Genomic DNA, 14,986 nt, shown 5'->3' with positions numbered 1-14,986 from the left:
TCGTCGACCTCACGCACGACATGAACCGGCTGCGCGAGTGGATGTGGACCGTGCCCGCGCCCCAGGCGCTCGATCCTGGCGCCGAGCCGTCCAAGGAGCTCGCCGCCTACGAGGCCGCCGCGGAGGATCCCGAGTGAGCGCCACCGAGGTCGTCTTCCTGCTGTTCGCCGCCCTCGCCGTCGGATCGGCGCTGCTGGCCATGACGACGAGCCAGCTCGTGCACTCGGCGCTGTGGCTGGTCGTGACGCTCGGGGCGGTCGCCGGCTGCTTCGTGCTGATGACCGCCGAGTTCGTCGCCTGGGTGCAGGTGCTCGTGTACGTCGGCTCGGTCGTCGTGCTGGTGATCTTCGCCCTGATGCTGACGCGCCAGCAGTCGACGATCTCCGCCGAGGTCACCGGCAACCGGTGGACGGCCGCGGTCCTCGGCCTCGTCGCCGCCGTCGGTCTCGGTGCGACGGTTGTCAGCGGATTCCATGGCGAGCGCATCGAAGGGCGCCGCATCGGCACCGCCCGGTCGCTCGGCGATGCCCTGTTCAACGACTGGGTGCTCCCGTTCGAGATCCTCAGCGGGGTCCTGCTCGCGGCATTGGTCGGCGCGATCGTCATCTCCCGGTCGGGAACCGAACGCTGATGCCCCTGCTCTATCCGCTGGTGCTGTCGGCCGCGCTGTTCGGCATCGGGCTCTACGGCGTCCTCGCCCGACGCAACGCCGTCCTGATGCTGCTCGGCGTCGAGCTCATGCTCAACGCGGTCAACCTCAACCTCGTGGCGTTCGACGCGTGGTTCGCCGACCGAATCCACACCGGACAGGTGCTCACGCTGTTCACCATCACGCTGGCGGCCGCCGAGATCGGCCTCGGACTCGCGATCGTCCTCGCGCTGTTCCGGGCTGTGCGCACGGTCGACGTCGACGAAGTCGGTGTGAAGTGAACCGCTGGCTCTACGTCGTCGTGACCGCCGCGCTCGCCGTGGCGGTCGCTGTGTGGGCGATCCCGCACCTCGGCGGCGACCCCTCGACCAAGGTCTGGGTCGAGGGCAACGACCTGCTCGCCGTCTCGCTCGCGACGCACGTCGACAGCCTCGCCGCCCAGGTCCTCCTGCTCGCCGTCGGCGTCGGCCTGCTGGTGCAGATCTACTCCACGGCCTACCTCGGCCATCACCCGCGCTATCGCTCGTACGCCCTGGTGATCGTGCTGTTCCTGCTCGGCATGATCGCCGTCGTGGTCGCCGATGACCTGTTCGTCCTGCTGATCGGTTGGGAGGTCATGGGGCTGTGCTCCTACCTCCTCATCGGGCACGAGTGGCAGACACCGATAGCCCGGTCGGGCGCCGCCAAGGCGTTCCTCATGACTCGCATCGCCGACCTCGGGCTGCTCGTCGGGATCCTGGCGATCGGCCAGACGTACGGGACCTATCGCCTCAGCGAGGTGCTCACGCAGGAGCCCAGGAACTCGACCGCGATCGGGCTGCTGCTGCTCGTCGCGGTGGTCGGCAAGTCGGCGCAGTTCCCCCTGCACACCTGGCTGCCCGACGCGATGCCCGGTCCGACGCCGATCACTGCCCTGATCCACGCCGCGACGATGGTCGCCGCCGGCGTCTACCTCGTCGCCCGGCTGCTGCCGATCCTCGAGCCGTCCGAGCTCGTCATGACGCTGCTCGCGGTCATCTCGGCGGTCACGATGCTGCTCGGCGCGCTCTTCGCGCTGGTGCAGACCGACCTCAAGCGGGCGCTCGCGTGGTCGACCGTCAGCCAGCTCGCGTTCATGTTCGCGGCGCTCTCGGCCGGCGATCGTGACGCCGGCACCGACCACCTGCTGTCGCACGGAGCGTTCAAGGCGTTGCTCTTCCTCGGCTGCGGCTGCGTCATGCACGCCGTGGGATCGAGCGCCCTGTCGGCGATGGGCGGACTGCGCCTGCGCATGCCGGTGACGTTCTGGACCATGACGATCGGCTTCGCCGCCCTCGCCGGCGTCATCCCGACCGTCGGATTCTTCACCAAGGACTCGGTGCTGCACGCTCTTGAGCACGGACGCTCCGAAGGTCCGCTGCCCGGCGGGGTCGCCGTCGCCGTCTTCTGCGTCGCGCTGCTGACGTCGTTCCTCACCGCGGCGTACGCCACGAGGCTCTGGCTGCTGGCGTTCCTCGCGCCGGCTCCGGCCGACCGCGCCGAGGCGCACGAGGCGCCGCGTGCGATGACCGGACCGCTCATCGTCCTCACCGTCGCGACGTTCGCGCTGTCGATCGGCCAGCCGTTCCACCTCGGCATCGGCCTGCTCTCGACGGCGGTCGCCCTGGCCGGCATCGGCGCGGTGCTGACGCTGTGGCGCCGCGGCCGTTCGCTGGACCTCGCGGCGCCCTGGTTGGTCGCCGAGCTCGCCCTCGATCGCCCCTACTCCCGTTGGATCCCGGCCGGCCTCCGTTCGTCAGCCCGGGCGGTCTTCGACGTGGACCGCGACGGCATCGATGCCTACTCCTACGGGTCGGCGAGCGCCGCGCAGGTGACCTCGCGGGTGCTCGGACTCGTGCAGTCCGGCAACGTCCAGCGCTACGCCACGGTCATCGCCGGCGGCGTCATCGTCATCACCGCAGCGGCGGTGATCTGGACGTGATCACCGCAGCGCTCACGATCCCGTTCGTCGTCGGGCTCGCCCTGCTGTTCCTCCGCACGCTGGTGTCCGGACGTACGGCTGCCTGGCTCGGCGCGGTCGCGATGACGGCGTCGCTCATCCTGTTCGCGCTCGTCTGGGAGGGCAAGGACACGATCTCCGGCGAGGTCGACGTCGAGTGGATCGACCTGCTCGGGGCGCGCCTGCACCTCGGCGCGACGGCGATCTCGTGGCCGTTCCTGCTGATGACGGCGTTCATCGGCCTGCTCTGCTGCGTGTGGCTGATCGCCGACGACACCGCGCCGGCCCTGGTCGGGCTCGTGCTGATCATCAGTGCGTCGTCGCTCGGGGTCTTCTCCTCGCTCGACTTCCTGCTGTTCTTCGTGTTCTTCGAGCTCGCGCTGATCCCGATGTGGTTCGTCATCGCGTGGTGGGGGAGTCCAGACGTTGGTTCGTCGAGTCACCTCGATGATGGGTCGAGCTCCAAGAACGTTTCAGGCTCGGACCCTCGGCGCGCTGCTCGTAGCGCGGCAACGCGGTTCCTGTTGTTCACCGTCACCGGCTCGGCGCTGCTGCTGGTCGGCATCGTTTTGGTGGCGCGTGACAACGACTCGCTGCAGTTCACCCGTATCGAGGGTGCGCCGCTTGTCGCAGCGGTGCTGATCGTCCTCGGTTTCGCGGTCAAGACCCCGCTCGTGCCGCTCCACACCTGGCTGCCCGACGCGCACAGCAAGGCGCCGACGGTCGGCTCGGTGCTGCTCGCAGCGGTGTTCCTCAAGCTCGGCACGTATGGGCTGATCATCGCCTCCGGCCTGCTCGCCAACTCGTTCGCCGACGTGGCTCCCTACATCGCGGGAGCCGGTGTCGTCGGCATCGTCTGGTCGGCGCTCGCCTGCTATGCCCAGGACGACCTCAAGCGCCTCATCGCCTACTCGAGCATCGGCCACATGGGTTTCGTGGCGCTCGCGATCTCGACGCAAAGCGCCGTCGGTGTTGCTGCCGCAGTATTTGGATCAGTGGCTCATGGCCTCGTCACGGGACTGCTGTTCTTCCTGTCCGGATCGCTCAAGGACCGGTTCGGCACCGCGTCGATGCGGACGATCGGTCGCGGGCTCTATGCGCGTACGCCGTGGCTCGCCGTGGCGTTCGTGTTCGCCGCGGTCGCCAGCCTCGGGTTGCCTGGCCTCGCCGGGTTCTGGGGCGAGGTGCTGTCGCTGCGCGCCGCGTACGAGGTCGGCGACGTCCTCGACAAACCGTTCGCCTGGACCGCCGTCGGGTTCGCGGTGCTCGGCGTCGCGCTCACCACGGCGTACTTCGTCAGGGCGATCCGCCTGCTCGCGCAGGGCGAGCCGGTCGCGCAGGGGGCCGACCGCGACCTCAGCGCGCGTGAGGCGGTCGTCGCGGTCGCACTCGTGGCCTCGATCGTCGGGCTCGGCCTCGCGCCGGGGCTGATCGTCGGGCTCTACGACTTCCCGGCCACTCTCAACGGTCAGTCGGTGGCGCCGTGAACATCCCCATCGAGTGGAGCGTCGCCGGCCCGGCCGTCATCGTCGCGATCGGTGCGCTCGTGGCATTGCTGGTCGACGCGTTCTATCCCCGTCGCACATGGCTCGGCTCGGGCCTGCCGTCCAGTGTCGCCCTGCTCTGGGGCGGTATCGAGCTGCTCCGGCTGCGGGACGACATCGTGCCGTCGACATTCGCGCTCTCCCTGATCGTGCTGGCCGGCACGCTGATCGTCGTGGTGGCCTCCAACGTCATGAACTTCGAGAACGCGATGCCGCCGGGGGAGTACCACTTCCTCGTCCTCGCCGCCGCCAGCGGAGCGCTGATGATGGTCGCCGCGCGTGACCTGGTGACGTTGATCGTCGCGCTCGAGCTGCTGTCGCTCCCGTCGATCGCGCTCGTCGGGCTCCGTCAGGGCGACAGTCGTGCGATCCGCTCGGCGTGGACGTTCTTCCTCGCGTCCGTGGTGTCGACCGCGATCACGCTGATGGGTGTCTCGCTGCTCTATGGCGTCGCCGGGACGCTGGACTACGACGGTCTCGCCACCGGTCTGCGTGACACCGACATGCCCGACAGTGTCGTTGCCGTCGCGGTCGTGCTCACGATCGTCGGGCTGCTGTTCAAGCTCGGCGCGGTGCCGTTCCACGTGTGGATCCCCGACACCTATCTCGGCGCTCCCGTCATGGTTGCCGGCTTCCTGTCGTCGGTGTCCAAGGCCGCGTCGCTCGGCGCCGTGCTGACCCTGCTCGCGGAGGCGTTGCCTCGTACGTACGACACCTGGCAGCCGCTCATGGCGATCGTCGCGGCGGTGACGATGACCGTCGGCAACCTCGGCGCGCTGCGCCAGACCAACGCCGTCGGGATGCTGGCGTGGTCGTCGGTCGCGCAGGCCGGGTTCCTGATCGCGCCCGCCGCGGCGCTGCTGACGACCGACGGTGTGAGCGCGCCGGTGCAGTACCTCGCGGTCTACGCCCTCGCCAACCTCGTCGCGTTCGCCGCCCTCGCCGTCGTGCTGCGGCTGCGCGGCAGCCTGGACTACAGCGAGCTCAAGGGTCTTGCGCGCACGGACCCGCCGACCGGCGTCCCTCTTGTCCTGGCGGCGCTGACCCTCGCCGGGTTCCCACCGGCCGTCATCGGGCTCGTCACCAAGTACGTCGTCATCCGCCCCGTCGTCGAGGGCGACCACGTCTGGCTCGCCGTCGTGATGGCGGTCAACGTGATGCTCGGGCTCGCCTACTACCTGCGGTTCGTCGCGGTGCTCGTCGACCGGCCCGCGATCGACGATCCCTACCGCAGCCCGTCGCCGCCGGTCTCGATCCGCATCTCCAAGGCCGCCGTGCTGATCGGCACCGCGGGCCTCGTCGCGCTGAGTGCCTGGCCCGACCTCCTGCTGTCGAACCTGCCCTAGTTTCCCGCTGGGCCTGACGTTTCTGTCGCGAATCGCCGTGTCGACCCAGCAGAAACGTCAGTCTCAGCGGTTCGCCTAGCGGTAGTTGACGAACTGCACCGCGAAGTCGAGGTCGGCGCCCTTGACCAGCGCGATGACCTCCTGCAGGTCGTCCCGCTTCTTGCTGCTGACCCGGAGCTCGTCGCCCTGGATCTGGACCTTGACGCCCTTGGGTCCCTCGTCGCGGATGAGCTTGGAGACCTTCTTGGCCTGGTCCTGGCTGATGCCCTCGGTGATCGTCGAGGAGATCCGCACTTCCTTGCCGGACTGGCGGGGCTCACCCTCCTCGAGGGTCTTGAGCGAGATGCCGCGCTTGATCAGCTTGTCCTTGAACACGTCCAGGACTGCGAGGGCTCGCTCGTCGGCGTTGGCCTTGACCTCGATGCCGAACTCGCCACTCCAGTCGATCGAGGCGCCCGTGTTCTTGAAGTCATAGCGCTGGTTGATCTCCTTGACCGTCTGGTTCAGCGCGTTGTCGACCTCCTGGCGGTCGATCTTGTTGACGATGTCGAAGGAAGAGTCGGCCATGAGTGCTCCTGGTGGTGCGCCGCGGGGATCTGATTTCTCTCACCCTAATCGGCTGCGATAGTCTTGCTTGTCGTTGCCCCGGCAACACCCCCGGCAGGTTGCCCGAGTGGCCAAAGGGATCTGACTGTAAATCAGACGGCTCAGCCTACGCAGGTTCGAACCCTGCACCTGCCACAGCACGAAAAGTAGCCCGTGACCAGCGGAAACGCCGGTCACGGGCTCTTCGTTGCCCGGTTCTATGGCGTCTGATCGTGGAACGCCCTCTGGGAGCTCCGGAACACCCTGGCCTGCGGAAACGCAACTCGAGGCTGACCGAAATCGGCGCGCGCGGGGAATACGCGGGGAAATTTCTGGGCCGCGATGCAGCGACCGCGTCTACCTGCATGCATGCCGTCGAGACAGTCGAGCGCCGGAGTATTCGATCAGCGGCCCTGCCGGGTGCTCGCCCTTCCATCGGCGTGAGCTTTGATGTGGAATACGCAGCCATATCCCGATGACGGTTCGTTTGGTCTCGCTCGAGAGAGACCTGTCGCAACTCGGCCAGAGCCAGAGACTCCCGGACAGCCCCGGGGAAGCTGCGGGATGTTGCGGGAAAATTTGTCGGCTTCAACCCATGCTCGACCGGAGGAAGATTGAGACCTTCTGGACTGCGATGCTGTCGGAGTCCTGGTTGAGTTCCTCGATGCCAAGCAAGCGACCGTCGTCGGGGTCCGCGATGAGGACTACGCGGTCGCCCTGCGCTGGACCTGTGTGCACCGAGATCGCGACTGCGTCTCGGCCGGCTCGTTCTCGAACTCGGCCCAGGTACGTGGTGCCCTTCTCTTTGGCCAGCATCGCCCATTCGGTGGCCGCCGCCGCGGCTGGGACGACGTAGTTTGAATGCATCGCAGTGAGCACCTCCAAGATGCAGCGAGTATCCGCGGTTGTCGGTTCGGAGTCGGGACACGAAGATTCCGCCAGAAGCGCTGCTCGCATTTTGTCCGGATCTGACGGGAGATTGCGCGCAAAGTCTGGATCGACTGCGCCCTTTACGGCTGGCTCACCCCCAGTTGGCTTCGGCAAATCAGTGCTGGCGAGGGCGAGATCATCCTCATGTTTCTGGTCGAGCGAAATCGACCCGACTCGATGTACTGAGACCGAGCCGTCCTGACGAGTGACCCTCTCATAGAGGTCGGAAATCGGCTCTTCATCCGTCGCGTCAGCATCAGCGCCCGGGCGTGCCGGCCACCTGGCCATGACGACGTGCTGCTCCGAACCCGACGGAGCATTCTCGCCGCCCGCAGCGGCAAGAGACAGTGACTGCAGAGCTTCTGTCGCGCTCCGATTGGAATCGAGTCCATGCTCGAAACTGAGCGGTTGGGGTACGGAGGCTTCGGCGGAGGCGGTGCGCCACGGCTGCAGTGCTCCGAAGGTGAGGACACTTGCCGCGGCGACACCGCTCGCCGCCACCGCGGCGATCCGGCGTTTGCGGGTGCGGGCGCGCGATTCGTTGGCGATCATGCGCGCACTGAATGTGGCCGCCGGTTCGAGCGTCATTCCGAAGTCTTCAGGTGTCGCCAAGGCGTCGGCGTAGGCGCGCCTGATTTCCGCGAGTGAGTCGTCTTGTGGCTTCATGATGGCGCACCTCCGCTCGTCTCGAGCTCGGAGGATGAGGACTCTCCGTGGCTCATCAGGAGCGCGATGCGTTGCCGCAGCCGGCTGACGCGGGTTGTGTAGTTGGTGATGGAGATGCCCAATGCGCCGGCTGCGTCGACGTGACTCATTCCTTGTACGAAGGCGTAGTTGGCTAGTTGCCGGTCCTCGGCTCGTAATTGATTCCATATCCAGCGGCCGAGCGCTGCCTCGGCGACCCGATCAGCGACATCGGGGACCAGGGCGCGCATCGATTTGCCCGGCATTTCGGAGACGAACCTGTTGTCGTGATGCTTTCGGCGGACACGATCGACCTCTTTGCGAATCTTGTTCTTCGCTATCCCTACCGTCCACGCGGGCCATTCTGCGGCGTCATCCGGGCATGAATCGCGTCGCTTCCAGACGACGGTGAAGGTGTCAGCGACCACGTCTTTGGCCTGCTCGGGTGACAGCCGGCGGGCCGCGATGCCGAACACGAGGACGCTCATCTGCGTGTACAGCCCCTCGAACTCGCTCTTGTTCACAAACGGGAACAGTACTGCCGGGCGGTCTGAGAGAACCGGGACGATCTCGTGAATTGGATAAAAATAGTTGCATGGTGATGTGAATTTCCCGCAGACCGCGGAATAGGTAGGTGTCGGATGACTTCGCCCGACGGTTTGATACAGCCGAAGGGAATATGTCGTGGGGATTGTCCGGTTGCCTGTAACCAGTCGTGGCGTCAACGTCTCAAGGGCCGGCGCACTGCTGCTGACGATGGGTGTCTCGGCCGCCCTTGTCTTCGCGGGCCTGAGTAGTCCCGCTCAAGCTGCGACCACCCTCGCGTCGGCGACCTCGGAGACCAAACCGGTGGATTCACGACCCGATCCGGTTTCCGCGATGTCCACGGCGCAGGCGCAGAAGTCGCGCGTGGAGGATCTCTCGGCGCGAACCCCCGATTCCTCGACCTTCGCCGAACCGGACGGGTCATGGTCGGTCGAGTCCTACTCCGGACCGATCCGAACTCAGGATGACGACGGAAAGTGGGTCCCACTGGACTCGGACCTCTCGAAGCAGGACGGCAGCTACGCCCCTGCGGCGTCGGCACTCGATCTGTCCTTCTCAGACGGTGGCGACAGCACCATCGCAACGGTGAAGACAGACCAAGGCGATGACCTCAAGGTCGGCTGGCCCGACAAGTTGCCAGCCCCGACCGTCGACGGCAGCACCCTGACCTACCCGGACGCAGCTGACAACGGTGATCTGCAAGTCCAGTCCCGCCCCAACGGATTCAGCTACTCCGTCATTCTGGGCAAGGCCCCCAAAGCGAGCGACGACCCGCTGCAGTTCACCTTCCCGCTCGGCCTGGACGGCGCGAAGGCAGCCGTCACAGACGATGGCGGAATCCAGATCTCCGACGGCAAAGACAAGGTCGCCTCGGCCCCCAGCCCACTGATGTGGGACGGGTCTGATGCGAACAAGGACGGCAACGGTCAGGTCAAGAAGGTCGACACCACCATCGAGGGCACGGGCGCCGACACAACTTTGGTGCTGAAACCCGACATGTCCTACCTGACCGACCCAAGCACCCAGTACCCGGTCACGATCGACCCGACGTTCGTCGTGAGCGTCACCTCAGACACCTGGGTGCAAAGCGCCGGCGACACCACCAGTCAGATCGTTTCCCCCGAACTGCATACCGGATCGAATGACTCCGGCGCGACTGTGGCTCGCTCATACCTGTACTTCGACACGTCGAACATGTCCAAGATGCCGAAGTTCGCTGTGAACTCGGCGCAAGTTGACCTGTCGAACTTCGAGACGGGCGCCTGTGCCGGGTCGCCGCTGACGATGTCTCGAATCACCGGTGGCTGGTACACAGGAACAGTCACATGGGCCACCCAGCCAGCGGTTACCGCAACCGGCGCCAGCCAGTCCTCCCAGTCCTTCGGCGCCACAGGATGTTCCACCGAGGGCACCGTCTCGTTCGACGCCACACAAATGGTCAAAGACTGGGCTGGCGGGGCGACGAACCTCGGCGTCAGGATCGCGGCCAACGACGAAACCGCGGCGACGGGGTGGCGCAAATTCCGCTCCGGCGACAACGGGACATTCTCGAAATCACCCAAACTTACCGTCAACTACAATTCGTACCCGACGACGCCATCGAACTCTGCCGTCAGCCCCGCCATCACTGACGGGAGCACGCTCGTCACCTCAGCAGCGTCACCGAAGTTCACCGCGGACGTGGCCGACCCGGACGGGGGACAGGTCGACGTGAAGTTCAAGCTTCTCCAGGGATCAACCGTCGTTGAGAGCAAGGACCTCGGCAACGTCAACTCAGGCTCCGCCGTCTATCGCACGCCACCGGCCCTGGCCGACGGGACATACACGGCCCAATGGCAAACATCCGACAGCACCTTGAGCTCCGACTGGTCAGACCCGATCACCGTCAAGGTCGACACCACGGCACCGACCGCCCCGACTATCAGCTGCACGAGTCTAAGTGACGGCACCTGGTATGACACTGCGCCAGCATCGACATCGACCTGCACAGTCACCGCCTCCAGTGACACCGATAGCCTCGACGCGACGTTCAACGGGGCGGCCGTTACTCTTCCCGATCTCTCGACCGGCACGACGTCGAAATCCTTCTCCGTGCCAGCGAACGGCGTCTTCGACGTCGCGGTGACTGCAAAGGACGGCGCTGGAAACACGTCGACTGCGTCGTTCAGCATAGGTACTGGCAACGGTGCTCTGACGAGCCCCGGAAGCCAGGACCGGTCTACAGGTGACTTTGTGCTCAACGCTACCGCGAAGGCTGGGGCATACAGTGCGTTGGTCCAATGGCGCCCTACTGGCACGACAGCTTGGACCAACGCCACTCAGGTGAAGCAAGGAATCGTGACTTGGGGTGGTCTAACCACTTCTTCGGGAGCGATGTCAACCACAGGAGACCTGAATTGGAATGCTGCCGCCGAGCCCGGCATGAATGCACCTTCCCTGATCCAGGTCCAAGTCTGCTTCAACTACACAACAGCCCCGACGCAACGATGCACTGCGACGACGCAGGTCGGCCTGGTTCAGCACGCGTTCGGCGGATCCTTCCCCACCAGCACGGTGGGACCGCTAGAGGTGTCGTTGAAGACTGGGGAGTACCAACTCACCCAAGATGACGTCAGTATCCCCGGGTACGACGACACATTGAGCATCACGCGCAGCTATCAGTCCCTAGGATCGGCGGTGACGGCGTCAGCGGACGTCTTCGGTGGCGGTTGGGCTGCTGGTTTTCAGGGCCCGAGCAACGGGTCCGCTGCGTCCCAAGTGGTCGACAAGACTGGAGTCAACGGCACGATCTCGCTCGTCGACCCTGATGGCACCACTGCAACGTATGTGGCAAAGACCGGTGGCCACACAGCGCAAAAGGCCGACATCTACAAGGGGCAAGGCGACGCTGCGAACTACAATCAACGACTGGAGATCAAGCCGACAACTCCCAAGACGCTTGTCCTGACCGAAGACTCAGGGGTCGTGACGACGTGGGACTTCTTGGCGCCAAACGTGTGGCGAGTCAAGAGCGTTGTCAGTTCGCCAACTCTCCCCGCCACCACCTTCGACTACGGTTCCGACGCGTACGTTGATGGCATATACGCCGGAATACCCGGGGTCAACTGCAGCGCGACAACTCAGGACAAGGGCTGCCGTGCTCTGCTGATGACGTATGCCACGATCGCTGGTCACCAACGCCTTTCGGAGGTTGACCTCAAGGCCTGGAACCCGAAACCCGGAGCAGATGGCCTCCCCGGCACTGGTGCAGGGATGGTCTCCGTCCCGGTGCAGAGGTATGGCTACGACTCCAACGGTTCACTGACATCTGAATGGGATCCACGCTTGGACGATTCTGGCAATCATGTTGAGACGGACTACGGCTATCAAACTCTCAACGGGAGCACCTACCTGCAATCGATGACACCGCCGGCTCAGAAGCCGTGGAACTTCCACCTTGCCAGCGACGCGAGCTTGGTCAGCGTGACCCGTGCACAGGATTCTGCTGTTGGTGGAAGCGATGCCACATGGAGTGTCGTGTACGGGGAGCCGACATCTGGAACTGGTCTTCCCGATGTTAGTGCGGCTGCCGTTGGAACTTGGGGACAGCCGGTTCCGCCCTACAAGGGGACTGCTGTATTCGGACCAGACGCACCGAACACAACCGACATGACCTATGCCGACATCACCTACTTCACCGCTGACGGCCGCACGACCAACTCCGCGTCGTATGGTGCGGGCAAGTGGCTCATCGATTCGATGGGATACAACGACGACGGCAACGTCGACTGGACGCTAGACGCCGCCAACCGTGACGCTGGCCTCAGTTATGGCTGGAGTCCTCAAACCATTGCCTGGATGCTCGGTACTCGAACCGACTACAGCAGCGACGGAAGTCGGGTCGACCGGATATGGGAACCGAACAGAGAGGTCGAACTCGAAGACGGATCGCTGCTGTACGGCCGGCAGATGACTCAATTCATCTATGACGACCAAGCCGCGACCTATGGAGTGCCGGTCCCCGGTCGACCGGGGACCGGCACTGACCCAGACGATCCGAGTCCGAGTGTTCTGGTTGAGATCCACTCAGCCGTCACCGACAACACCGGCGGCGGTGGAGTGTCTGGCGCAGAGCATGACCCCCACAACATCCGATACCGGTACGACAAGGTTGTACCCACAGATGGCGACGGATGGACGCTTCAGGTCCCGACCCGAATCTCGACTAGTCTCGGATCCGGGTGGTCGACTCAGATGGTTCGGTACGACACACAAGGCCGAGTGATCGAAACGCGGACCCCGCAAGGAGTCTCGACCGTTGACGGAGCCGGAACTGACGACAAGTCGACCGTCACCAGCTACTACACGGCCGACGCATCTAGCAGCGTCGCCACGTGTCGGAACAAGCCCGAATGGGCGGGTGAGATCTGCACGGACGGGCCAGCCGGAAGCAGCGGTGCGGCGCCAACGTCCACGACCACTGGTTTTGACTACCTACTCAACCCGACTCGCGTGGACGAGACGTCTGGATCCATGACGCGCTCCACAATCTCGACCTATGACCCAGCCGGCCGGGACGTCGAGGACAGCACCACGGTGACCGGAGGGCCAGCGGGCGACAAGTCGATTCCAGACGACACATACACGTACTCAAAGACGAGCGGGCAGATGCTGTCTGAATCGACGGGTGCGGCAACGGCGGCAGCCACGTACGACACATGGGGTCGGCCGACAACGCAGGCAGACGGTGCAGGTAACACGGCCTCCACGACGTACGACACCGCTGGCCGAGTCAAGACCATGAACGACGGGAAAGGCACGTACACGTACACGTGGGACGGCACCGACTCCACCGGCAAGGCCGAGCGTCGAGGACTCATCACCAAACTCGACGCGGGTCTCGGTACGGGGCCAGACGAATTCACGGCAGCCTACGATGCTGGCGGCAACCAAACCCAGCTGAAATATCCCAACGGGATCACGGCCGACAGCACGTACGACCTCGCTGGAGATGAAACAAGTCTCGCGTACTCTGAGGGCGGCACATCAATTCTCGCCTTCCTCCAGATCGATGACATCGACGGTAGGACTCGCACCTCAGGATCTCCACTGTCTTGGGACAGCAACACCTATGACGACCGAGGACGGCTCACCCAGGTTCAAGACAGCATTTGGGGCCAGTGCACGACACGCAAGTACACCTTCAGCCTAGATTCTGATCGGACGAAGCTGGAGACGTCAGGGCCGGCTTCCGGCGGCGCCTGCAGCGCAGCCTCGCCCACAACGAAGACCTCGACCTTCGATGCTGACGACCGGATCACCAACGCGGGATATACCTACGACGCATTCGGCCGAACCCGCACCGTGCCGTCAAGCGACACCGATCACTCCGCGGGCGATCCGGCGACAGTCGACTACTTCGCCAACGACATGGTCGCCGACATCAGTCAGAAGTCTCCCGCGAGCACGGGGCAGACCCAGCTGAAGTCCTACGGCCTCGACCCGCTTGATCGCCTCTCAACGATGAGTTCCAAGACCGATGGTGTCGAGCTGCGAAAGACCACGAACCACTATGCCGACGGGTCCGACTCACCATCATGGATCGACCAGCAGCAGCGTGCAGATGCGTCATCCGGCTTCGTGTCGAGTTGGACACGAAACGTCATGACGCCTGGTGGCGGGCTCGGCCTGACCCAGTCGTCGGACGGCTCGTCCCAGGTCCAGATGACAAATCTCCACGGGGACGTCGTGGCGACACTGCCCAACACGACAGGCGCCTTCGCAGGTCTGCAGAACTATTCAGAATCTGACGAGTACGGCAACGCCAAGTCCGCGACGCCTGCACTCAACCAGGACTACACATGGTTGGGCAGCAAACAGAGATCACACGACACCGTCGGTGGTGTTGTGCTCATGGGCGCGAGGCTCTACAACCCAACCGATGGGCAGTTCCTCTCACGAGACCCGGTCCCAGGCGCCAACGACAACGCCTACACCTACCCGCCAGACCCAATCAACGATTACGACACCAGTGGCCAACAACCATGGTGCGGCGGGGGCTGCGGCGGTGACTACGACAGCCCAGTCGCCTACAAATACACCCACACCGGCAGGATCATCAAAGGCGCCAAGAAATACGCGGGTCCTCCGGCCAAGAAGGCCCCTGCCAAGAAGGCCGCCAAGAAGAAGTCGACCAAGAAGAAGGCAGCGAAGAAGTCGTCCAAGTCTGGAGGCGTCTTGTCCCACCTCAAGGGCGCCGTGAAGGGCACGCTCGGAGGTGCGGCGAAGGTCCTAAAGTCGGCACCTGCCAAAGCGCTCGTGATTGTCGGTGGTTGCCTTGCGGCACTCCAGACCGGAGTTGAGACCGGTGCTTCGATTGGTGTCTTCTTCGACGGCGTCGGCGCTGTGCCGGGCGCAGTCGTGGGCGGCCTCACGACTTGCGTGGGCGGAGAAGTGACGGAGGCTCTCGGGTACAACGCGTTCGAGAATCATTTAGGAGATGGCTGATGAGTATAAGGTCGTGGTGGCAGAGTCAGACGCCGCTATCGCGTTCCGTTGCGAAAATGATACTGAGTTTTGCGCTCTTGGTTCTCGTTGCCTTGCCCGATGTGCCGATTGTGTTTCGGGCGGCTTCGTTCCTGATCGTCGCGAGCATGGGAATCCTCGGAACTATCGGATCATTCCGGCGGATTTCCCGCGATGAGAAGATTCGCCGTGCGGATTCGCAGGATGACAAGTGAGGCGC

Annotated in this window: 9 protein-coding genes and 1 tRNA gene; 7 read left to right on the top strand and 3 right to left on the bottom strand. The window is 64.5% G+C overall.

The window, feature by feature from the left end; all coding sequences use genetic code 11:
• Window positions 1-133: 133 nt before the first annotated feature.
• Genes ASC61_RS04100 through ASC61_RS04080 form a run of 5 tightly spaced genes read left to right on the top strand, consistent with a single transcriptional unit; the run spans window position 134 to window position 5,517 of the window.
• Window positions 134-631, top strand: a complete 498-nt coding sequence (locus ASC61_RS04100) for an NADH-quinone oxidoreductase subunit J family protein (protein ID WP_056209703.1) — start codon at window positions 134-136, stop codon at window positions 629-631.
• The gene (gene nuoK, locus ASC61_RS04095) at window positions 631-930 is read left to right on the top strand and encodes an NADH-quinone oxidoreductase subunit NuoK (protein ID WP_056209700.1); all 300 of its coding nucleotides are present in this window, start codon (window positions 631-633) and stop codon (window positions 928-930) included. The genes ASC61_RS04100 and nuoK overlap by 1 nt, the downstream gene beginning before the upstream one ends.
• A complete protein-coding gene (locus tag ASC61_RS04090; protein WP_056209690.1) occupies window positions 927-2,609 on the top strand; it encodes an NADH-quinone oxidoreductase subunit 5 family protein in 1,683 nt (560 codons plus the stop codon). The genes nuoK and ASC61_RS04090 overlap by 4 nt, the downstream gene beginning before the upstream one ends.
• Window positions 2,606-4,114 (top strand): complex I subunit 4 family protein, encoded by a 1,509-nt coding sequence (locus tag ASC61_RS04085; RefSeq protein ID WP_056209688.1) that lies wholly within the window; start codon window positions 2,606-2,608, stop codon window positions 4,112-4,114. The genes ASC61_RS04090 and ASC61_RS04085 overlap by 4 nt, the downstream gene beginning before the upstream one ends.
• Window positions 4,111-5,517 carry an NADH-quinone oxidoreductase subunit N gene (locus ASC61_RS04080; protein WP_056209685.1) on the top strand — a complete coding sequence of 469 codons (1,407 nt, stop codon included), beginning with the start codon at window positions 4,111-4,113 and terminating at the stop codon, window positions 5,515-5,517. Before ASC61_RS04085 ends, ASC61_RS04080 begins: the two co-directional genes overlap by 4 nt.
• A 75-nt stretch (window positions 5,518-5,592) precedes the next feature.
• Here ASC61_RS04080 and ASC61_RS04075 read toward each other — a convergent pair whose 3' ends face one another.
• Complete coding sequence (locus tag ASC61_RS04075) at window positions 5,593-6,084, bottom strand: YajQ family cyclic di-GMP-binding protein (RefSeq protein ID WP_056209682.1); 492 nt, start codon at window positions 6,082-6,084, stop codon at window positions 5,593-5,595.
• Between the two features lie 92 nt (window positions 6,085-6,176).
• Here ASC61_RS04075 and ASC61_RS04070 point away from each other — a divergent pair.
• Window positions 6,177-6,258: transfer RNA gene (locus tag ASC61_RS04070), tRNA-Tyr, on the top strand.
• 432 nt (window positions 6,259-6,690) lie between these two features.
• Here the strand turns inward: ASC61_RS04070 and ASC61_RS19620 are convergent.
• Both ASC61_RS19620 and ASC61_RS04060 read right to left on the bottom strand, forming a co-directional pair.
• Window positions 6,691-7,698, bottom strand: coding sequence for a CU044_5270 family protein (locus ASC61_RS19620; RefSeq protein WP_157439368.1), 1,008 nt, complete (start codon window positions 7,696-7,698; stop codon window positions 6,691-6,693).
• Window positions 7,695-8,240, bottom strand: a complete 546-nt coding sequence (locus ASC61_RS04060; protein ID WP_056209674.1) for an RNA polymerase sigma factor — start codon at window positions 8,238-8,240, stop codon at window positions 7,695-7,697. Before ASC61_RS04060 ends, ASC61_RS19620 begins: the two co-directional genes overlap by 4 nt.
• A gap of 385 nt (window positions 8,241-8,625) precedes the next feature.
• Here ASC61_RS04060 and ASC61_RS04055 point away from each other — a divergent pair, with 385 nt between their 5' ends.
• On the top strand, window positions 8,626-14,748 hold the full coding sequence (locus tag ASC61_RS04055) for a DNRLRE domain-containing protein (protein WP_162243638.1): 6,123 nt from the start codon (window positions 8,626-8,628) through the stop codon (window positions 14,746-14,748).
• Window positions 14,749-14,986: the final 238 nt, after the last annotated feature.

This window comes from Aeromicrobium sp. Root344 (assembly GCF_001425755.1).
Taxonomy (GTDB): Bacteria; Actinomycetota; Actinomycetes; order Propionibacteriales; family Nocardioidaceae; genus Aeromicrobium.
The sequence above is the reverse complement of the archived record's forward strand: the minus strand, read 5'-3'. Positions and strand labels throughout refer to the sequence as shown.

Coding starts and splice junctions, on each gene's coding strand:
- ASC61_RS04075 (WP_056209682.1), bottom strand. CDS start 6,084: ATGGCCGACTCTTCCTTCGACATCGTCAACAAGATCGACCGCCAGGAG.
- nuoK (WP_056209700.1), top strand. CDS start 631: ATGCCCCTGCTCTATCCGCTGGTGCTGTCGGCCGCGCTGTTCGGCATC.
- ASC61_RS19620 (WP_157439368.1), bottom strand. CDS start 7,698: ATGAAGCCACAAGACGACTCACTCGCGGAAATCAGGCGCGCCTACGCC.